The organism is Zobellella iuensis, assembly GCF_016746085.1.
Taxonomy (GTDB): Bacteria; Pseudomonadota; Gammaproteobacteria; order Enterobacterales; family Aeromonadaceae; genus Oceanimonas; species Oceanimonas iuensis.
This window is the reverse complement of the sequence record NZ_JAERTZ010000004.1, coordinates 126,630-147,411: the sequence shown is the minus strand read 5'-3', so window position 1 is coordinate 147,411 and position 20,782 is coordinate 126,630. Positions and strand designations below refer to the sequence as shown.

The 20,782-nt window shown below is 59.3% G+C and carries 18 protein-coding genes; 13 read left to right on the top strand and 5 right to left on the bottom strand.

Annotated elements, in window-relative coordinates; genetic code table 11:
• Positions 1 to 16: 16 nt before the first annotated feature.
• Positions 17 to 979 (bottom strand): zinc transporter ZntB, encoded by a 963-nt coding sequence (gene zntB / locus JKV55_RS02460; protein WP_202082215.1) that lies wholly within the window; start codon positions 977 to 979, stop codon positions 17 to 19.
• A gap of 483 nt (positions 980 to 1,462) precedes the next feature.
• Here zntB and JKV55_RS02455 point away from each other — a divergent pair, with 483 nt between their 5' ends.
• The 10 genes from JKV55_RS02455 (at position 1,463) to JKV55_RS02410 (ending at position 13,297) form a co-directional block, all read left to right on the top strand.
• Positions 1,463 to 3,694: a zinc metalloprotease gene (locus JKV55_RS02455; RefSeq protein ID WP_202082155.1), complete on the top strand. Its 2,232-nt coding sequence runs from the start codon at positions 1,463 to 1,465 to the stop codon at positions 3,692 to 3,694.
• Between the two features lie 190 nt (positions 3,695 to 3,884).
• The gene (locus tag JKV55_RS02450; RefSeq protein WP_202082154.1) at positions 3,885 to 4,817 is read left to right on the top strand and encodes a peptidoglycan-binding protein; all 933 of its coding nucleotides are present in this window, start codon (positions 3,885 to 3,887) and stop codon (positions 4,815 to 4,817) included.
• 126 nt (positions 4,818 to 4,943) lie between these two features.
• Positions 4,944 to 5,903 carry a patatin-like phospholipase family protein gene (locus JKV55_RS02445; protein ID WP_202082153.1) on the top strand — a complete coding sequence of 320 codons (960 nt, stop codon included), beginning with the start codon at positions 4,944 to 4,946 and terminating at the stop codon, positions 5,901 to 5,903.
• A 501-nt stretch (positions 5,904 to 6,404) separates the two neighbouring features.
• Positions 6,405 to 6,785, top strand: a complete 381-nt coding sequence (locus JKV55_RS02440) for a hypothetical protein (RefSeq protein WP_202082152.1) — start codon at positions 6,405 to 6,407, stop codon at positions 6,783 to 6,785.
• 90 nt (positions 6,786 to 6,875) lie between these two features.
• The gene (locus JKV55_RS02435; protein ID WP_202082151.1) at positions 6,876 to 7,154 is read left to right on the top strand and encodes a hypothetical protein; all 279 of its coding nucleotides are present in this window, start codon (positions 6,876 to 6,878) and stop codon (positions 7,152 to 7,154) included.
• Between the two features lie 124 nt (positions 7,155 to 7,278).
• Complete coding sequence (locus tag JKV55_RS02430) at positions 7,279 to 8,823, top strand: P-loop ATPase, Sll1717 family (protein WP_202082150.1); 1,545 nt, start codon at positions 7,279 to 7,281, stop codon at positions 8,821 to 8,823.
• Between the two features lie 115 nt (positions 8,824 to 8,938).
• Positions 8,939 to 10,939 carry a hypothetical protein gene (locus tag JKV55_RS02425; protein WP_202082149.1) on the top strand — a complete coding sequence of 667 codons (2,001 nt, stop codon included), beginning with the start codon at positions 8,939 to 8,941 and terminating at the stop codon, positions 10,937 to 10,939.
• 86 nt (positions 10,940 to 11,025) lie between these two features.
• Positions 11,026 to 11,538: a hypothetical protein gene (locus JKV55_RS02420; RefSeq protein WP_202082148.1), complete on the top strand. Its 513-nt coding sequence runs from the start codon at positions 11,026 to 11,028 to the stop codon at positions 11,536 to 11,538.
• A gap of 180 nt (positions 11,539 to 11,718) precedes the next feature.
• Positions 11,719 to 12,267 (top strand): endonuclease/exonuclease/phosphatase family protein, encoded by a 549-nt coding sequence (locus JKV55_RS02415; RefSeq protein ID WP_202082147.1) that lies wholly within the window; start codon positions 11,719 to 11,721, stop codon positions 12,265 to 12,267.
• A gap of 352 nt (positions 12,268 to 12,619) precedes the next feature.
• Entirely contained in the window at positions 12,620 to 13,297 is a 678-nt protein-coding gene (locus JKV55_RS02410; RefSeq protein ID WP_202082146.1) for a DUF2459 domain-containing protein, read from the top strand.
• A gap of 32 nt (positions 13,298 to 13,329) precedes the next feature.
• Here the strand turns inward: JKV55_RS02410 and JKV55_RS02405 are convergent, their stop codons facing one another.
• Positions 13,330 to 13,758, bottom strand: a complete 429-nt coding sequence (locus JKV55_RS02405; protein ID WP_202082145.1) for a rhodanese-like domain-containing protein — start codon at positions 13,756 to 13,758, stop codon at positions 13,330 to 13,332.
• Positions 13,759 to 13,855: 97 nt separating this feature from the next.
• Between JKV55_RS02405 and ftrA the strand changes: the two genes are divergently transcribed.
• Together ftrA and JKV55_RS02395 are read left to right on the top strand one after the other, a co-directional pair.
• Positions 13,856 to 14,833, top strand: coding sequence for a transcriptional regulator FtrA (gene ftrA / locus JKV55_RS02400; RefSeq protein ID WP_202082144.1), 978 nt, complete (start codon positions 13,856 to 13,858; stop codon positions 14,831 to 14,833).
• Between the two features lie 78 nt (positions 14,834 to 14,911).
• Complete coding sequence (locus JKV55_RS02395; RefSeq protein WP_237332616.1) at positions 14,912 to 16,714, top strand: ABCB family ABC transporter ATP-binding protein/permease; 1,803 nt, start codon at positions 14,912 to 14,914, stop codon at positions 16,712 to 16,714.
• Positions 16,715 to 16,777: 63 nt separating this feature from the next.
• Here the strand turns inward: JKV55_RS02395 and JKV55_RS02390 are convergent, their stop codons facing one another.
• The 3 genes from JKV55_RS02390 to JKV55_RS02380 form a co-directional block, all read right to left on the bottom strand.
• Entirely contained in the window at positions 16,778 to 17,410 is a 633-nt protein-coding gene (locus JKV55_RS02390; RefSeq protein ID WP_202082143.1) for an NAD(P)-dependent oxidoreductase, read from the bottom strand.
• A gap of 345 nt (positions 17,411 to 17,755) precedes the next feature.
• Entirely contained in the window at positions 17,756 to 19,144 is a 1,389-nt protein-coding gene (locus JKV55_RS02385) for a PepSY-associated TM helix domain-containing protein (RefSeq protein WP_202082142.1), read from the bottom strand.
• Positions 19,145 to 19,278: 134 nt separating this feature from the next.
• Positions 19,279 to 19,701 (bottom strand): DUF2946 family protein, encoded by a 423-nt coding sequence (locus tag JKV55_RS02380; RefSeq protein ID WP_202082141.1) that lies wholly within the window; start codon positions 19,699 to 19,701, stop codon positions 19,279 to 19,281.
• 165 nt (positions 19,702 to 19,866) lie between these two features.
• Between JKV55_RS02380 and JKV55_RS02375 the strand changes: the two genes are divergently transcribed.
• Positions 19,867 to 20,763 carry a LysR family transcriptional regulator gene (locus tag JKV55_RS02375; protein ID WP_202082140.1) on the top strand — a complete coding sequence of 299 codons (897 nt, stop codon included), beginning with the start codon at positions 19,867 to 19,869 and terminating at the stop codon, positions 20,761 to 20,763.
• The last annotated feature ends 19 nt before the right edge of the window (positions 20,764 to 20,782 follow it).

The window sequence follows — 20,782 nt, the reverse complement described above, 5'->3', positions numbered from 1 at the left end:
CTGCCGCCTTGCCCGGCTACCACCAGCGGCGCAGCTTGAGCCAGGCACCCAGCGCCACTCCCAGCGCCAGTATGATCAGGCAGAAAACCCAGAAGGCGAGGGGGCTTTCGGCCCCCGGCATGCCGCCCAGGTTGATGCCGAACAGGCCGGTGAGAAAGGTGGCGGGCAGGAACAGCAGCGCCATTACCGAGATTTGGTAGGCGCGGCGGTTGGTGGCCTCGGTCATCAGGTTGTTGATCTCGTCGGCCAGCACGGCGGTGCGGGCCACGCCCGCGTCCAGATCGTCCAGCCAGCGGCGCAGCCGGTCGGCGATGTCCTGTAGCCGGCGGCGGTCGTCCTCGTCCAGCCAGCCGATTTTTTCGTTGGCCAGCCGGGCCACCAGATCCCGCTGCGGCGACAGGTAGCGGCGGATCAGGATCAATTGCTTGCGGATGCGGCCCAGCCGGCCGTTGCCCGGCAGCTTGCGCTCCAGCACCGCCTCTTCCAGCGCCAGGATCTGGTCGTGCAGCTCCTCCACGAATTCGCCGGCCCGGTCGGTAAGGGCGTCGCACATTTCCACCAGCCAGTCGCCCGGGTTGGCCGGGCCGCCGCGGCGCTCGAGCCGGGCGAACAGATCCTGCTCCGACAGCAGCGGCCGGCGCCGGCTGCTGATAATCAGATCGGGGGTGATAAAGATGCGCAGGGCCACCATTTCTTCGGGCCTGTTCCCCTGGTTGTGGTTGATGCCGCGCAGGATCAGCAGCAGGTTGTCGCCCTGGCGCACCAGCTTGGGCCGGCTGCTCTGGCCCAGCAGCGCCTCGCGGGCGGCCTCGTTCAGCAGCGGGCTCTGCCTTAGCCAGCGGGCGGACTCGGGATCCCCGTAGTCCAGATGCACCCAGGCGGGCCCGTCCGCCGGCAGCCCGGCCCCCGCCAGCGGCCGCATGCCCCCGGCGCCGTCCAGCACCAGGCGATAAATACTGTTAACCGGCACCCGCTCCATCGCATTCCTCCCCAAGATCAGAGCCACCAGCTTACACCAAGGCGGGGCCGGCCTCGTCAGAGCCTTGCCGAGAAAAATCACAAACACAAAATAAGAATTATTACAATTGATGTTTTGTTTTGTGGCAACAATACTTGTCTCAAGTGGGTAGGGCAGGTAGACGCTTGGACCTGAAAACAGCGGCGGGCGGTAGCGTACCTTTAAAGACTCAAGTGGCATTGTTTTTATGCGGTATGCATATCCTGAAACCGCTATACGGCGCGATAACCCAGGTCGGACCTCCCGATAACCCCAACATCCCGATAAAGATCCTTTCTATTTCAGTAAGATAGCCGGCAGGCAAGGAGGCCATCGAGCTGGATTATGGCGTTATCGCTCTGGCTTCTGGCTTCTGGCTTCTGGCTTCTCTCGGCTTTGGTTCTTGCGGCGTCATAGGGCCACTTTGCATTCGGAGGGAGTTGACTAACAAACGAGGTGCAACCCATGCCCAAGAATGTTCGCCTCGGCATCATACGCGCCAGGCACGATACAACCGTCCCTGTCATCCCCGATCAGGCGTGCATCGCGATGGTGATGATCGGCGACCGCTCGCTGTTGCGCTACTGGATCAACACCACCCGCGGTTACCTGGATTTCCTCGACTCGCCGATGTTTCCGTGGGTCGACATCACCATCGGCACCGACACGAGCCGCAGCGCACAGGCGACGGCCGCGATCAATGCGCTCCGCGCCCGCGTTCCCGGGCACGACCCGCTCGCCGGACTCGACGGACTCGTGGTGCTGACGCACCCCGGAACGCGGACCATGGCGAACCCGCTCGCCGGGCAGCCCGGACAGCCCGCAACAGTCACGACCGGCTTCGACGGCGGCACGACGGGCGTCGGCGGATTCACTGTCGCCGTGCTGCCGATAATGGCGAGCGACCACACGTTCATGTGCCACGAGATCGGCCACGTGCTCGGCTTCGGCCACACCTTCGGCCTCGACAACAACGGCACCGACTGGGATCCCTCCGACGCCAACATCATCGTGGGGCCCGAATACGGGTCGCCGTATGATCTGATGTCATCGGCGTCGTTCGGCACCCTATGGCTCGGGACCGGCCCGTTTTACGCGGCCTCGCCGACCTTCATCGGCCCGCCCGTCAGCGGTTGGCCGAACGCCAACGGTGCCCTCGCCATGGGACCTCACCTGGCCCGCGCCAACCTGCACCGGTTCATGCCCGATGCTCTCGCCGGCCGCGTTGTCGAGCGGCCCTTCCCGCCCCCGGGTGGTGCCGTGCGTGTGCGCCTGGTGCCGGCGTCGGCTGCGACCGGACGGTGCCTCCTGATCCTGCATCCGCCGAACGAGCCCGCGAACGGCGTCGGCCGCGTCTACGTCGAGTACCGCACGGCCCGCGGGTGGGATGCTGGCATGGACATCCTGGGGCCGAGCCTGTCGCGCGAGGGCGTGGTGGTGCACTCGCTCGTCGACCAGCCGAACGTTGGCCCGCGGGTGTGGTACCGCGGGTCGGTCCCGACGGTGTCGCCGGACGCCGACGTCGCCGTTGCCACCACGTCGCTCGTCGTCAGTGTTGAAGACATCGATCCGGAACGCAACTGGGTCGAAGTCTCGGTAACGGAGGGCGCGGCGCGGCGTGTCGAGCTCGTCCGCGGCAACCATTCAGACGACGTCGTGGGTGTGGTGGGGGCGCTGGAGCAAACGACGACGCCGTGCGGCGATGCGATCCGCAAAGGGACGTTCGCGACGTCGACGTTCAGCCAGTTTCGCATCCGCACGACCGGCTTCGGCGGTGGTGGCGCACCCGGGGTTCCCGACGCCACCGTGGCGTGGACGGTCGGCGGCGTGCCTGCGGGCGGCAACAGCGGCACGGTGGACGTGCCCTACGACGGCGTGACGTTCGCGGTGGAGTACACCATCGACCCCGTCGTCTTCGAACTGGCGCTGACCTCCCGTGGCGGCGAACGCTTCGAGGTTCCGGTCGTCGTCACCGTCACCGGTGACGGGACGACGGCGGCGGCCAGCGGCACCTTCGCCGCCGAGGGTTGGTTCGACGGCGTCCATCCGGACGATGCGGCGACCCTCGATAGGTGCCTTCGGCGCGTTTTCGACCGCTACCATGAAGTGCCGCCGTTGTTCCGGAAGCCGACGCCGGAGCCCGGATGGTCGTTGCGGGTCCGCGAGGAAGTCCAGCGGCTCTGGTACGCACAGACGACCCGCTTGATCAACGACGCGTCGGGACTCGACGCCGCCGGACGAACCGCGTTCCGCCAACTGGTCGACGTGCAGGTGCAGCCGACGCAAACCGTGCTCGGCGCCCTGGCCGCCGTCGGGATCGACTTCAGCGTGCCGGAGGCCGACATCACGGCCTGGCTGGCGAACCCCGAGTTCACGCCGTATCCGGCACTAGCGGAAGCGTTGCTGACACGGCTGAATGGCAACCGGCTGCGTCGCGCGGTGTTCCTCGACGTCATTGCGTTCAACTATGAACACGCCCCCGGCGTGACGTCGCCGCGGGCGGTCGAGCAGGTGCGGGTCGGTGTGCTGGAGGCCGCCGTTCTGGAAGGATCGAACACCCGATATGGAGAACGTGCCACGAGCTTTGCCGAACTGCTCGCGGTCGACGACAGTGACGATGCCCTCACACGCGTCCGTGCGGATGTCGCTGGCGAGATCTGGCGGATGGGACGGACTCGGCACGCGGATCCCGGATAGGCACGCCAGCGGCCCTCGACTCACGCGACGGCCGCCCCGTTGCTCAGTGGACACGCACCAACACAGAGGTTGAATAGAAACCAGTTGCTGCGCTCAAAAGAGCCAAGCCCCCCTTGAGCCGCCCGCATCTTCCCTTGGCCCCCGGGCTCAGGCCCGGGGATGGCGAGTTCCACCACGCAGGAATTTCATCATGCTTACCGATCTTCAGCACAAGACCGCCCAGGCGGTAGTACACGTTTTCGAGACCGGCCGGCCGACCGGCGGTTACGACACGGTTACACTGTTGCCGGGTGACACGGGGCACCTGACCTACGGAAAACTGCAGACCACGCTCGGCAGTGGCAACCTGTTTTTGCTCATCAACCGCTACTGCGCAGCACCGGCCGCCGCCTTTGCCGAGCCGCTGCGGCCCTATCTCGGGCGGCTGCGCGACCGCGACACCAGCCTGGATCAAGACGCTGCGCTGCGGCGGCTGCTGCGCGAGGCAGGGAGCGACCCGGTGATGAAGGCGGTGCAGGACGCGTTTTTCGACGATCTCTACTGGCACCCCACGGTGACCGCCGCGCGGTCGCGCAACATCAACAGCGCGCTGGGCACCACGGTCGTGTTCGACAGCTTTATACACGGCTCCTGGCGGCGCATGCGCGACCGCACCGATCAACAGGCCAAGGGCAAGAGCAAAACATCGGAGCAGGCGTGGATTGCACTGTACCTCACCACGCGGCGCGACTGGCTTGCCAACCACACTAATCCGCTGCTGCCGCGTACCGTCTATCGCATCGATGCCTTGCAGAAGCTGACCAGCGCAGACAACTGGGCGCTGGCCCTGCCCATTACGGTGCGCGGCCAGTTTATCGACGAGGCGGTGCTCGATGGCTCCAGTCACGCGCGTGCTGCCAGCGACGACGGCGAGCGGCTATTGATGGTCACCAGCCCGATGCACCGCGGCGACGACGTTAAGGCGTTACAGCAGGCGCTTAACGCGCGCGGCGAGTCGCTGCAGGTGGATGGTGTATACGGGCATGCGACCGCCGCCGCGGTGAGGCGGTTCCAGGGGCTCAACGGGCTGCGTGCCGACGGCATTGTTGGCGCCATGACCCGTGCGGCGCTCGGCATGTTCTAGCGGCGCGGTTCGCCCCGCGCAATCGGCAATAGGAGCCAGTGGCTCCTCGGCCCCCCGTTTGCGCAACGGCAGCCTGCAATCTTATCCGCTCCTGAGCGCTGCTCGGTACTCACCGGAGGAATCCTTATGGCCATCAAAACCTTGTTATCCCTTGACGGAGGCGGCATCCGCGGGCTTATCCCCGCGCTGTGGCTGGTTGAAGTTGAGCGCCGTTTACGCCGCTCCGGCAAGGGCAGCGTGCGCGATCACTTCGATCTGATCGCCGGCACCTCGACCGGCAGCATTCTTGCCTGCGGTATTGCGAGCGGCCTTAGCCCGCAGCAGATTGCCGACCTGTACGTGCAGCGCCACCAGGAGATTTTTCCGGGAGGGGCGATGCGGCTGTGGTCGCGCATGGGCCGCTTGTTTACGCAGGGCCCCTCGGCGCCCAAATACGATGGCAAGGGCCTGCGTGCGGTGCTTTCGTCGGTGCTTGGCGGCAACACCCTCAAGCATCTGTCGCCGCGCACCCTGGTTGTGTCTTACGACACCATCGCGCGCTCGGCGGTGATCTTCAAAAGCCATAAGGAAGAGCACTGGGAGTTGCCGGTGTGGCAAGTGTGCGTTGCCTCGTCGTCGGCACCGACCTATTTCCCCGGCCATATCATGGACGTGGAAGGCAAACGTTGTGCACTGATCGATGGTGGCGTTGTCGCCAACAATCCGACCGCCTGCGCCGTTGCCGAGGCGCTGCGCCTGAACCGCGAGGCCGGTACACCAGAGCAGCCGTTAATGGTGGTGTCGATAGGCACCGGCCAGGTCACGCGGCCCATTCCGGCGGAAGCAACCCAGGAGTGGGGCGCGCTCGAATGGGCGCTGCCGATCATCGACGTATTGTTCGACGGAGCAAGCAAGTCGGTCGACTACATCGCCCGCCAGAGCATAGGCGCCGGCTACTTCCGTTTGCAGACCCAGCTGGCCAAGGGCATGGACGACATGGACGACGTGAGCGCAACAAACATCAACGCGCTTACCACCACGGCGCAAGACTATCTCCGCGAGCCGCAAGTGAATCAAATGCTCGACGATATCGTCGCTCGGCTGTAGCGCACCCGCTTACACCAGGCGGACAGCCCCGGCCGGGGCTTTCCTCCTGCCTCGCAAAAAAGACATTCCGCAATTGCCTTTTACCCATGAAGCGACAAAACTAGGCACAAATGAGTCGGCCGGGGGTGCGCTTGAACCCGAAAACAGTGACGGGCGGTAGCGTGCCCGGCAGGGCCCGGATGGCGATGGGTTTATACAGTATCAACGGCCAAAAACCACTGTACAGGCGCGATAACCCACATCGGACTTCTCGATAACCCCGGCAAGCCGATAAAAATCCTCCCGGCTTCAGCCGGATAACCGGCAGGCGAAGGGACAATCGAGCCGCCTTATGGCGTTATCGCGCCGGCTTGTTTACTCCGGCACTGGTTGGGGGCGATTGTGTAAAATATTTCTATTATCAGTTGATTATAAGTTTTTATTGATCTGGTCAGGTGTGTGTAAATGAGCCAGGTCAATATACAATTGTTAGGCATCGCAATCAGCATCTGAGAGAATTTTATGAAAAAAAACATCGAATCCAAAAGTTCTGTAAGTCGTCTTTCAGATGAGGGGCAGAAAGAAGGGTTTCAGACACTTCACAAAACGTCAGAGAACACGGCAAAGGTTGACTCGGACGCAATCAACAATATTGGGTCACTTACATCTGAGTACATTTCTGCCTCAAAGGAGGCTCTGGCCAACGCGAAGACAGAAGATGAAAGGACTCAGAGGCTAAAAGATGCTAGGGACGCACTTCGAGAGGCGCGCGAAGATATCCGCGAAGTAAATAAGCGATCACACCAATCTCAGCGAGGATTTTCCACTCTTGCGATTATTGGAATGACCGCTCTGGCAGGCGTAGCCATTTCAGGCGGATTATGGCTATTGTCAAAAAAATAGTGGGCTAGCAATACCTAACAATTCGTTCAAGCCGACGCCGCTTCACGGCTCGGCTTAACTCAAACGTTATACGCAAAAGAAGAATCGAGCATGGCAACAAGACAACCACAATTTGAAGAGATAGTTGAGCTGCTTAGTAAAGCTGTTCCTATCTTGGAATCAGAAGGTTTAGATGGCTCGGTCAAAAATACAGAGAAACTAATTAATCGTATTAAAGGTATGGGCAGCATTATCCCATCACACAAAAATGAGCTTTACTCAATTCTTCGTATGATGCTTGAATCTAATACCTACTATGACTCAAAAGCTGGAGAGTATTTGGATCAAGCATTTGTACTTATTAAAGAGGCATTTGGTGAAAGCGTATAACAAGTCAAAGCACGTGGACTTGGCAAAGCTGTCACCTTTTTTGTTCCAAAAAAGCCGCCAACTTCACCAAGCCGGTGTTTGAGGCGTTATACGAGGTGTTCAATGAATAAACTGGAGAATTACATTGCTTAAACTGAAAGATATTCACTTGGGATCCACAGATGCAAAAAACGAACTCCTAAGTAGCTCCCCTGAAGAAATTCGTAGATTTGAGTCGTCGTTTGTTACGCCTCCGGCATTGAATATCGAAAGCTACTATAATAGAAATAAGTACTATGTTGTAGGTCTGAAAGGCACTGGGAAAACCGCTCTTCTCAGATATATATCAATTAAGCTAGACGAAAAATCAAGTTCACATTATTCCTTCGTACTATTTAAATCGGAAGTTGATGAGGATTTACGAAAAGACTTCACAAAAGCCGCACGCATTCAATTGGCAGAAGATAACTCAAATGAGTTCCAAGGTAACGATTTTGAAACGGTCTGGAGATGGTTTATATACAGAAAAATTGCATCTTCAATTGAAAATATGGAAGAGAACCCATTTCAAAAAAACAGTAATTATTTCAAGTTTGTTGAGTTAGTGAACTCCGAAAACATTGGCCAGCAACAAGACAAGGGTTTTTCACGTTTAATACCTAAGATTCGAAAAGGAAATATCGAAATAAGCAAGTCGCCAAAGCTTGGATTGGAATTTGACTGGGATGAGGATGGAAGAGCAAAGGTTAATTTCAACGATCTTGTTCGTAAGGCAGATGACGCTTTTGAAAAATTGGACCCGGGCGCTGGGACACTGAATATATTTTTTGATGAACTAGAACTTAGCTACCAATCCAGCAAACAATATCAGCGAGACTCGAGACTGATTAGAGATTTGATAGTCTCTGTTGAAAAGGTCAACGCGGTATCCAAGCGTAATGGATTTAATTTTTGTCTATATGCCGCTATTCGTTCGGAGGTTTTAAATTCTGTTGAGTCGCTTGGAAAAGAAATTAACAAACCAATAGCAGATTTTGGATCTACTGTTTTATGGAATAGACCGGGCCTAGATGCAGTGCAGCAGCCAATATTGCATATTATTGAGAAGAGAATAAATAATGCCCGAGAAGAGAATGGCTTGGAACGACTTTCTGAAGCCAGTCTTTGGAAAGATTATTTCCCCTCCTCGATTCATGGCAAAAGGCCTCAAATCTATATACTTCACAATTCATGGTATCGACCTAGAGATGTAGTTCGTCTTTTGATTTCAGTTCAAGACCAGTATCCGAATGAAGAAACATTTGCGCTGCAAGGTATTGAGGCTATTAGAAAGGCATACTCTACTGCGTCTTGGGTTGAAATTACTGAAGAACTGAAAGCCAAGTACCGACCTTCAGATATAGACGGCATAAAATATATTTTTTATGGGTTTAAACAAATAATCTCTTTAAGTGAACTTATGGATAGAGCCGTTGAGGTTTCGAATGACCACAAAGAAACCGCAGAACTTATGAAAGCCAACGATCTTAAAAGTGTTGTCAAAGACCTATTCAGAATAGGGGTCATTGGAAATATCAATGATAATCGTGACAGAATAAGATTTTCATTTCGCGGAGACGACGAGATATTGTTTGATATGAATATTTTCGTCCATAATGCTTTAAAAGCACACCTTTCTATATTCAAATAGTTTGTATAACAATGCCAATCACTGCGACAACTTTTTCGTTACGGCTCCGCCTTCACTACAAAGCTGCGCGTGTTGGCGACGTTAGGCGTTCGTGAGATAGCATTCAGGGATAACTATGAGCAATGTAAACATCAAAAGAGCTATTGAAAACATACGCTCAGGAACTAGCGTTTATACTCCGATTGTAGAGACTGTTGTCAATGCAATTCAAGCAATTGAAAGTGCTAAAGGCATTACAAATGGATTGGTTGAAATAATAGTAAAGCGTGACCAACAAATGGATCTGGACGGGACGGTTCCAGAAGTGGATGGTTTTGAAGTTGTTGATAATGGCATAGGATTTACTGACCTTAATCGCGACTCTTTTGATACTTTATACTCAGCCCACAAAATAAGTGAAGGGGGTAAAGGTTTTGGACGATTTACCTGCTTAAAGTATTTCGAGAACCTTGAAGTAGATAGCACGTTTGAGAAAGGCGGAAAGCTTTTTGACAGGTGCTTTGAGATGGGAAAAGAAAACGAAATAATAATTAACGAAAGTATAGCTGATTCACAAAAAGATAGCACCGGCAGTAAAATCAAGCTCATAAAACTTAAAAGAACTAAGTTTCCCGATAAAAAACTGAAAACTATGGCAAGGATCTTAGTTGAAAGACTCCTTCCATACTTTGTAAGCGAAGACAGAATCCCCCCAACTATAGTTCTTCGAGAAGAAGATGAGTCTGAAGTAGTTGTTCTTAACGAGTACGTAAAAACCCAAGGTCAAATACAGGAAATCAAATCTGCTAGTAGTGAGTACTTTCTGGACGGTGTAGATGAACAAAAGCGGTTTGTAGGTAGAGTTTTCAAATTTTATTCTCCAAGAAGCCAAACAAGTAAAGTCAGTCTCGTCGCACACAGAAGAGAAGTTACAAGCATATCACTGCATAAATACATACCTGAATTTATCGAAGAATTTTTCGATAGAGAAATCAATGGTGAAGAAATTCATGATAAAAATTTCACCATCAAAGTCTATGTTTTTGGAAATTATCTAGATGATAACGTATCTCTTGAGCGAGGTGGATTCGAATTCCAGAAAGAGAATGATGCATTATATGGAATCTCTCAAGTCGATATTGAAAGAAATGCAGCAGAGCTTGCTAGAGTTGCTGTGGATTCAGAGGTTCAAGCAAGGTACGAGAAGAAAACTAGAAAAGTAAACGAGTATGTGAGTGAAAAGGCTCCGTGGCACACGGGTATGTTAGCAGACGTAGATCTGACAGATATGCCTTATAACGCAACTGACGAACAAATAGAGACTAGGCTTCAGAAAATCAAGTATGAGCGAGAGGTTCAGGTTAGAGCTGAAGTAAAGAAAATATTAGAGAAAGGTGAAATCAACGATCTTAAAGATAAAGCCACCGATATAGTGCGGAGGATTTCAGGCGCGACCAAGAACGATCTTGCACATTATATTGCACTCAGGCGAAGTGTTATTGATCTTTTTGAAAAGAGTCTCCAATTAGAAGCTGATGGAAGCTATTCTTCAGAAGGAGTTGTACACGACATTATTTTCCCGAGAAAGGGCGACTCTGATGTGACCCCTTTTGATGATCATAATCTTTGGTTGATAGATGAAAGGCTTAATTTTACGGAATACCTCTCTTCTGATTTACCCTTGAAAGGTCGTCAGGATCGGCCGGATCTTCTTGCGTATGATAAAAGAGTTGTATTCCGTGGTGAGAACGAGGCTACCAATCCAGTAACTATATTTGAGTTTAAGAAGCCTCAACGGGATGATTTTGTAAATCCATCTTCGAGTGAAGATCCCGTTCAGCAGGTGATTCGATATGTAAGGCGCCTACGTTCAGGTGATTTTAAAACACCGCAAGGTAGAGAAATATTAATTTCTGAAAATACGCCGTTCTATGGGTTCGTTGTATGTGATTTGGCAAAAAAAGTAAGGTCTTGGCTTGAGGAAGAAAAGGATTTCAAACCAATGCCCGATAGATTGGGATACTTTAAATGGCATGAAAATTTAAACTTGTACATCGAAGTAATTGGCTGGGATAAAGTTTTGAAAGATGCATCAATGAGAAACCGTATATTCTTCCATAAGCTAGGTATTGAATGAATTTGCGCCTAACAAATCAAAGCACGCGGACGTTCGCTGGGACGGGCTAAAGCCCGCCCTTAGCTTAATCGTTAGCTAGGAGCCTCATGTCTCATATCATTTATGACCGTCTAATATTGGAGAATTTGTTTCTTTTAGAGCAAATGGCTCACGGCAGTCTTTCTACAGTAAAATTTTTAGGTGAGACATTAGATAATTCAAAAAAGTTTGATTATTTGCAATCTGAAGCGGAAAGCGCTGTTTACGGTTTTAAAGGTATTGAAGAAGGATATTGGGATAATTTGCAGAAATTTGTGAGTGACTATTTAATCCAATGTGCCACCCGAACTAGAATAATGCAAGACTTTTCAGAATTCTCAACAGACGATCCTGAATATTGCCCAGACGAAGAGAGTTGTCGTAAATACCCGGGTTTAGCAATTATTTTGGAGGGAAACTTCCCTCTCTCATTAAGAGAATGCTGTAATAAAATAATTCATGCAAAAAATGTTGAGCTTGTGCCTTTAATGGATAAAGGTACTGACCTTAAATATTGGAGTGGTTTATGTGTTTTGGGTGGAGATAAATCAAAAAAACATGGAAGCTACAAATCAACATAGGGCTATGGGTTTTGGCAATGCGTCATTATTATTCTGTCACCAGTGAGTTGTAGCTAACGTTACGGCAGTCCGAAAGTACACCGGGAACTACGTCAGGAAGGCATTCGCGTTGGGGTGTGGCTCCCCCATTTTAGTGGACACCTTAGCACTGAATCTCTTAGCCCTTAACTGTCTAAATCTATGAAAGTAGTAACTTGGAACTGTAATGGCGCACTGAGGCGTAAGCTTGCTGAGGCCGACGGCTTGCAGGCCGATATCTTGGTGGTTCAAGAGTGTGAAAATCCGGCACTATCGGTCCAGGCATATCAGGAATGGGCCGGTGAATATCTGTGGATTGGAGAGTCAAAGGATCGTGGTATTGGTGTCTTTCCCCGAAACGGTCATCAAGTAGAAAAGTTGGACTGGGGTGGTCGCTTTTCCCTACCCGGCCTTTATAGCAAAAGTAATACGCTGAATTGGCATACAAATGATCTTAGGTTATTTATTCCTTTCATCATCGACGGGGAGATTACTGCGTTGGCAGTCTGGACGAAAGGGCGTAATGACGAAGTGTTTGGTTACATCGGGCAATTATGGAAGTACCTTCAGATCCACCGGAATGACCTTGGCGGTCCCAAAACGATCATTCTCGGCGACTTCAATAGTAACGTGATTTGGGATAAACCTGATCGCTGGTGGAACCATTCGGATGTGATTGCTGAGCTTGAAGCGATGGGTCTCCAAAGTTAGTATCACCGAGTTTACGAGGAGTGTCAGGGGAAAGAGACGAAACCAACCTTTTTCCTGCAGAGAAATAGTCAAAAGCCTTACCATATTGACTACGTTTTCACTTCCTCCGATTTGACTGAAGAATGTGCTCTACAGGTGGGAGAACATGATGATTGGATTTCGGTCAGTGACCATGTACCACTGACCTTGAACATCAACAGTTAGCAAGCGGCTGTTGGCGGACGTGCCTACGCTCCGCTCCGGCACGCCGCAAGGCGCGGCATTAACCACCCCTCCAAACGGGCCCTTCGGGGCCCGTTTTGCTTCCCCTATCTGCAATACTCAAGGTCAGCCCAGCTCTCGGGAGGTCGATATGCACCCCTGGTTTGCCTTATTGCTTTGCCTGCTCTGCGCCGGTTGCGGTGCGTCCGGCGGGGGGCGGTATCTGCCGGCCTCCGTGGGGCAGGGCGTGCCCCTTTACCTGGTCAACCATGGCCTGCATACGGGGCTGGTGGTGCCGGCGGCGGGGCTGGAGCGGCGGCTGCCGGGGCTGGAGGGTCATTTCCCCGGGGCCTTGTTTTACGAGGTGGGCTGGGGCGACCGGGTCTTCTACCAAACCGAGGAGGCGGGCTCCGGCCTGGCGCTGCGCGCCCTGCTCTGGCCCACGGCCAGCGTGGTGCATCTGGTGCCCCTGTCCGGGCCGGTGCAACTTTACTTTCCCGAACTGGAGCGGGTCGAACTGCGGGTGTCGCCGGCCGGGCTGGAGCTGCTGCTGGATCGGGTGGCGGCCTCCTTTGTGCGCAACGGCGAGGGCCGCCCACGGTATGCGGGGGCGGGGCTCTACGGCAGCGGCGGCTTTTTTTACTCCGGCGAACGCTACCACCTCTTTTATACCTGCAATACCTGGGTGGCCCGGCGCCTGGCCGATGCCGGCGTGCCCATGCGCCCGGCCCTGGCCCTTACCGCCGGCGGCCTGATGCGCCAGGCCGGGGCGGCGGCGGCCACTTACCGGTGCTGCGCCGTGCCGGACGCAACGCCGCCGGCCCGCTAACCGGGCCGGCGGCTGTTATCCGCGGCCGGCATTTAACAGCCGCAGCCCGGGTCGGTGTCGCCCTGGCCGGGTTCGGCCAGGGCGAAGCCTTCGTCCCGCCAGCCGAGCAGGCCGCCAATCATCTCCTTCACCGGGTAACCCAGGCTCGCCAGCCGCACGGCGGCCCGGTTGGCGCCGTTGCAGTGGGGCCCGGCGCAATACACCACGAACAGGCTGTCGTGGGGGTAGGCCGCCAGGGTGTCGGCGCTCAACTGCCGGTGGGGAATATTGACGGCGCCCGGCACATGGCCCAGGGCGAAGGCGGCGGGGCCGCGCACGTCCACCAGGATGAAATCGGCCTCGCCCGCCTGCAGGCTGGCGTGTACGTCCGAACAGTCGGTCTCGAAGCTCAGGCGTTGGCTAAAGTGGCGCAGGGCCTCGGCGGCGGGGGCGGCGGCAATGGTACTGACCAGGCTTGGCATAATGTGCTCCTTGTGGGGGTGAATACCGGGCCACTGTAACCCGCGCGGCCGGGGTGCTACAGTGGCGAGCAAGACAACTACCGGTAGTTTTCCGCCAATGCATGCAACCCCCGGCCTGGTGGCCATTCTGGCCTACGACGGCCTCTGCACCTTCGAGTTCGGCATCGCCGTCGAAATTTTCGGGCTGCCGCGCCCGGAGTTCGATTTTCCCTGGTACGAGCACCGCATAGTGGCGGTGGAGCCGGGCCCGTTGCGGGCCATGGGCGGCATCCGGGTGCTGGCGGAGGCGGGCCTGGAGCGGCTGGCCGAGGCCGGCACCATCATAGTGCCGGGTTGGCGCAGCCGCAGCGAGCCGCCCCCGGCCGGACTGTTGCAGGCGCTGCGGCTCGCCCACGGGCGGGGCGCGCGCCTGCTCTCCATCTGCTCCGGGGTGTTCGTGCTGGCCGCCGCCGGCCTGCTCGACGGGCGGCGGGCCACCACCCACTGGCGCTACGCCCAGGAGCTGGCGGCGCGCTTTCCGCTGATCGAGGTGGACCCGGAGGTGCTCTACGTGGATGCCGGCCAGGTGATCACCTCGGCCGGCAGCGCGGCGGGCATAGATGCCTGCCTGCACCTGGTGGCGCGGGACTTCGGCTCCCAGGTGGCCAACAGCGTGGCCCGGCGGCTGGTTACGCCGCCCCAGCGCAGCGGCGGCCAGGTCCAGTTTATTCCGGCCCCGGTGAGCCGCACCCCGCGCAACGACCTGTCGCGGGTCATGCAGTGGGCGCGGGAGCGGCTGGAGCAGCCGCTGGCGGTGCGCCAGCTGGCCGAGCGGGCGGCCATGAGCGAGCGCACCTTTCTGCGCCGCTTTACCGAGGCCACCGGCATGGCGCCCAAGGCCTGGCTGCAGCACGAGCGCCTGGCCCGGGCGCGGGAACTGCTGGAGAGCAGCGGGCTCGGCAGCGAGCGCATCGCCGAGCTGTGCGGCTACCGCTCGGCGGAGAGCTTCCGGGTGGCCTTTCGCGCCCGGGTCGGCCTGCCGCCCTCGGTCTACCGGGAGCGCTTCGGCCGGGGCGAGCCGCCGCCGGCGGAGTAGCGGGCGGTTGAGGTTATCCTCGGGGCCTGGCAGGCGTTATGATGCACCCATTCCCTTTCTGCCTTTACAGGTTGACCCATGCGACACGGCTCCTGGCATCCGGATATGGACGAAACCCCGTTCAATGTCCGCACCCTCAACACCCTTATTCCCTACCTGCTGGACTACAAGGGCCGCATCGCCCTGGCCCTGCTCTGCCTGGTGGCGGCCAAGCTGGCCAGCGTGGGCCTGCCCTTTCTGCTCAAATACGCGGTGGACGCCATGGACGCCGCCGCCAACCCGGTGCTGGTGCTGCCGCTCGGGTTGCTGCTGGCCTACGGCGCCGCGCGCCTCGCCAACGTGCTGTTCGGCGAAATCCGCGACGCCCTGTTCGGCCGGGTTACCGAGCGGGCCATGCGCCGCATCGGCCTCGGGGTGTTCAACCACCTGCACCGGCTGGAGCTGGACTTTCACCTCAACCGCAGCACCGGCGGCCTGTCGCGGGACATAGAGCGGGGCGTGACCGGGGTGGGCTTTCTGCTGCGCTTTATGGTGTTCAACATAGTGCCCACCCTGCTGGAAATCGGCCTGGTGGTGGGGCTGTTGTTGTTCAACTATTCGGCCTGGTTCGCGCTTATTACCCTGGTGGCGGTGGTGCTGTACGTGGCCTGGTCGGTGCTGGCCACCGACTGGCGCACCGGCTATGTGCGCGCCGCTAACAAGGCGGACTCGCAAACCCACTCCCGGGCGGTGGACAGCCTGCTCAACTTCGAAACGGTCAAATACTTCAACAACGAGGGCTTCGAGGCCGAGCGTTACGACAAGGATCTGGCCGAGTGGGAGCAGGCCCGGCGCAAGAACCGGCTGACCCTGTTCGCGCTCAACGGCGGCCAGGCGCTGATCATCGCCCTGGCGATGACCGCCATGATGGTGCTGGCCGGCCAGCACGTGGTGCAGGGCAGCATGACTCTGGGCGACTTCGTGCTGATCAACGCCTTTATGATGCAGCTGTTTATGCCGCTCAACTTCCTCGGCTTTATCTACCGGGAGATGAAGGGGTCGCTGGCCAATATCGAGCGCATGTTCGCGCTGCTGCGCCGGGAGCCCAACATCAAGGATGCGCCGGCGGCGCCGGAACTGCGGGTGTCGCGGGGCGAGATCGAGTTTCGCGGGGTGAGTTTCGGTTATGGTACGGACCGGCAGATACTGGACGGGGTGAGCTTCACCCTGCGGCCCCGGCAGAAGCTGGCGGTGGTGGGGGCCAGCGGCTCGGGCAAATCCACCCTGGTCAAGCTGCTGTTCCGCTTCTACGACGTGGACCAGGGCGCCGTGCTGATCGACGGCCAGGACATCCGCACCGTCAGCCAGGCCTCGCTGCGCCGGGCCATCGGCATAGTGCCGCAGGACACGGTGCTGTTCAACGCCTCCATTTACGACAATGTCCGCTACGGCCGCATAGACGCCACCGACGAAGAGGTGAACGAGGCCATCCGCCTGGCGCACCTGGACGGCTTTATCGCCAAACTGCCGGAAGGGGGCAACACCCTGGTGGGCGAGCGCGGGCTCAAGCTCAGCGGCGGCGAAAAGCAGCGGGTGGCCATCGCTCGCACCATCCTCAAGCGGCCGCCGATACTGGTGTTCGACGAGGCCACCTCGTCGCTGGACAGCCGCGCCGAGCAAAGCATTCTGCAGGCCATCCGCGAGCTGTCCCGCGGCCAGAGCAGCCTGGTCATCGCCCACCGGCTGTCCACCATAGTGGACGCCGATCATATCCTGGTGATGCAGGACGGCCGCATCATAGAGCAGGGCACCCATGCCGCGCTGCTGGCCCAGGGCGGCAGCTACGCCCAGATGTGGCAGCTCCAGCAGCAACAGCGGCAGCGGGAGGCACTGGCCTCGTAGGCGAGGGTCTGCCCGCTTTCGCGGGCATGACCCCTGGGTAAAGGATGGGATACGGCTCGCCGTTCAGTAGGCCACGCCGATGCGCCGGCGGGGGTGCTGGCCGGCTTCCGCCTCGTCCACCAGCGCTTTGGCATAGTCCTGCACGCTGATGCGGGAGTGGCCCTCGGCGTCGGTCAGCAGCTGGTCGCCGCCCAGCCGGTAGTGTCCGCTGCGCTCGCCGGGGAAGATCTCGGCGGCGGGGCTGACGAAGGTCCAGTCCACCGGGGTGTCGGCGTGGCAGAATACGTCCAGCGCCTGGCCCTGGGCCAGGGCTTCGTCTTTGTACTCGGCGGGAAAGTCCGGCAGGCTCAGCAGGGTGGTGCCCGGGGCCACTTCCAGGCTGCCGGCGCCGCCCACCCACAGCAGGCGCTTGACCCCGGTGCGGGGCAGCGCTTCCAACAGCGCGCGGGCGCTCTCGGCCACCATGTCGTGCCGGCCGCTGGCGCGGCCGCCGATGCTGGCGATCAGCAGCTCCACGCCCTCCAGCGCCTGCGCCAGCGAGGCCGGATCCAGGCTGTCGGCCCGGCGGGCTTCCGCATCCAGGGTGAATTTGGCCGGGTCGCGCACCAGGGCGATCAGTTCGTGGCCCCGTTGTTGTACTTCCGCCGCCACTGTTCCGCCAATCCAGCCGGTGGCGCCCAATACCGCAATCTTCATCTCGAACTCTCCTCTCATGGTTGATGGTGGCAGTGTATTGAATCGATATGGGCAGATAAATCGTCTGATATGAAGCAGATTGTTTCTTAATTCGAACCAATAAGGACAAAAAACGGCGGGCCCGGGTCGACCGCAGACCGCTGGCCAACCTTCGTATTTCGCTGTGGTCACTCCCGCGAAGGCGGGAGTCCAGAGCCATAGGCCATGGATCTCCGCCTTCGCGGAGATGACAGTAATTAAACCGAGGTATCTGCTGAGCAATAGCTGGCTGAGAAACGGACGGGGCTTTGGCAATCAAGCCACGGCGGGCCCGGGCCCGCCGTTATTACACCGCCAACAAGGCGATCAGTCGGTGGTGCCGGCCGGCAGGGGCGCGGCCTGGCGGGCGCGCCGCCAGCGCAGCAGGTCGACCAGCAGGAATAGCAGCAGGCTGGCGCCCAGCACCGGCAGGCACCAGCCCAGGGCGGCGGCCAGCGCCAGGCTGGCGGCGCGGGTGGCGGGGCCCAGCCGTTGCCAGGCCTGCAGCAGGGGTTGCAGGCTGCCGGCCGCCGGGCGTCGCCGCCACCAGGCCAGGTAGCCCAGCACTATCATGCACGACAGCGCCAGCCCGAAGGCGGCCAGCAACAGCTGGTTGGCCAGGCCGAACAGTATGCCCATATGGGCATCTATGCCCCAGCGGATCAGCTTGGCCACCAGCGGAAACTCGGCGAAGTCGGCGCGGCTGGTCACCTGCAGGCTGGCGGGATCGATGGCGAGGGTGTCGACCTGGGTGGGCCAGGAGCGGTCCACTTCGCGCACCATCCAGGCGCTGTCCGCGCTTCTGGCGGGGCGGATCTCGATGATGTCGGCGTCGATGCCCGCCGCCCTGGCCGTCGCCAAGACGGTGTCGAACAGGGCCGGCTCGGCCAGCCCGGTCGCCCCGGCGGCGGGTGCCGGGCCATGGCCGTGGTCGTGCCCGGTGTGAGCGCCGGCGGCCAGGGTGGCGGTGTCCAGCTGCAGCGACACCGACGGCGTCACCCAGCCCATGGTGGTGCGCAGGGCGCCGATGCGGTCTCCGGCCCACTTCGACCAGGTCAGGCCGGTGGCGGAGAAGAACAGCAGGCCGAGGAGGATCCACAGCCCGGTCAGGCCGTGCAGCCGGCGCAGCCGCATGGTGCCGCCGCGGCTTGCGGCCGCCTTGCTCGGGCGGCCACCCAGCAGCCAGAGCGCCATGCCGCCGAGGGCGGCCACCCACAACCAGGACGCCGCCAGCTCGCTGTAGTGGCGGCCAAAGTCCCCCAGCATCAGGTTGCGGTGCAGGTAGTCGAGGGTGATGCGAAACGGCAGTATGCCGCTGGTGCCGTACACCGTCAGTTCGCCCTGGATGGCGAGGGTGACGGGGTCGACAAACACGGCGTGGCTTTCGGACTCGCCGAGGCCGGGCCGGCTGAACATCACCCGGGTGGTGCTGCCGGCGTGCGGCGCGGGGCGCACGGCGAACAGCCGGTCGTCCTCCCCGGCCACGGCCTGGGCGGCGGTGATCTGTTCGGCCAGGGAGTGCGGGGTGCCGGTCGCGTCGGCGGTCAGTTGCTTGGCGTAAAGCCGCGCCTCCAGCTGGGGGCTGAGCACATAGAGGGTCCCGGTGAGGGCGGCCACCAGGATAAAGGGCCCCACCAGCAGCCCTATGTAGAAGTGCAGGCGGGTGAGAAAGGCGAGCAGGGCGCCTTTGGTGGTTTGACGTGTTGCTGTCGACATTATGTCTTCCTGTTCTGTTTGCGCGCGCCTGCTCTCGGGCGCACGCGGGCGCGAGCCAGGCACGCATCGGCGGCCGGCTCCCGGTATTGGCTGTCGGGCCGGCCCCTGGGGCCGGCAATGGCGGTTTTAGCGGTTCAGCCGGGTGGTGCCCGCGCCTGGAAGGGAGGACGGGGAAGGGCAGGGAAGATGGCCGGCGGCGGCAGCGGGGGCTGTGCCCGGCCCGGGTGGGCCAGCGCCAGGGCGAGGCGCTGCGCCGGCCCCAGCCAGGACAGCTGGCCCAGCAGGGTGCAGTAGCCGCACAGCTCGTGGGCCATGCCATGGCCGCCATGGTGCTGGGGTGCGGGCTGGGCAGGGTGCCCCTGGTGGGCGCCATGGTGCGCTGCCGTGGGCTGGGCCGGAGCATGATGATGCCCCTGGTGGCCGCCATGGAGGTTGTGGTGCCGGGCCAGGGCCTGGGAGGCCAGGGGTGCCAGGTAGAGCAGCAGGGTCGCCAGCAGGCCCAGCCAGGCGGCAAGGCGCTGGCGGTGATCGGGCTGATGATGGCGGGCGGCGTCCAATCCGTGGGCTCTCCTCGGTAGCAGGCGGCCATTCTAAAGACCCCTTTGCTATTGCGCCATAGGCACTGCACCGCTCGGGCCAGGCAATGAGTGCTGTACAACGGCAGATGATGGCGCTAATAAGAGACTTTGTTTCATAAAAAGATCCAATTACCGAGGGATGCCATGGATCGGTTGGAAGCGGTGCGCAGTTTCGTGGAGGTGGCCGGCAGCGGCAGCTTTACCCAGGCGGCGGAGCGGCTGGGCCTGACCCGGGTGCGGGTGTCGCGCCATATCACCGAGGTGGAAGCCTGGTTGCAGGCGCGGCTGCTGCACCGCACCACCCGCAGGGTGAGCCTGACCGAGGCCGGGCTGGCGGCCCTGCCCCTGTGCGAACAACTGCTGAGCCAAGCCGGTGAGCTGGAAAACCGCACCCGGCCCCGGGGCCAGGCGCTCGCCGGCCGCATCCGGGTGGCCAGCCCCATCGGCCTGGGCCAGCAGCTGCTCTACCAGCTGGTGGAGGATTTTCTGGCGCTGCATCCCGGGGTGCAGATCCAGCTGCTGCTGTCGGATCGCAACGCCCGCCTGGTGGACGAACGGGTGGACGTGGCCCTGCGCTTCAGCCGCCAGCCGGATCCCCAGCTGATCGCCCGCCGGCTGATGCGGGTGGACTCCTGCCTGTGCGCCGCGCCCGGCTACCTGGCCCGGGCCGGGCGGCCGGCACACCCGCACGATCTGGCCGGACACAACTGCCTGGTGCATCTGGATGGCACCCGCTGGGATTTTTACCGGGGCGACGAGCCGCTGGCGGTGGCCGTGAGCGGCAACTTCGGCGCCGACGACATGGGCGTGCTGGCCCGGGCCGCGGCCCGCGGCCTGGGCATCGCCCTGCTGCCCTGCGACCTGGCCAACCCCTACCTGCAGCGTGGCGAGCTGGTGCCGCTGCTGGCGGACTATCAGGCGCCTTCCGCCTGGGTATGGGCGGTATATCTGTCGCGCAGCTACCAGCAGCCCCTGGTGCGCACCTTTATCGACTTCGTGGCCGAGCACTGGCAACAGCCGGTCATGAGGTTGTCGGAGTAGGGGGCTTTGGCCCGGCGGG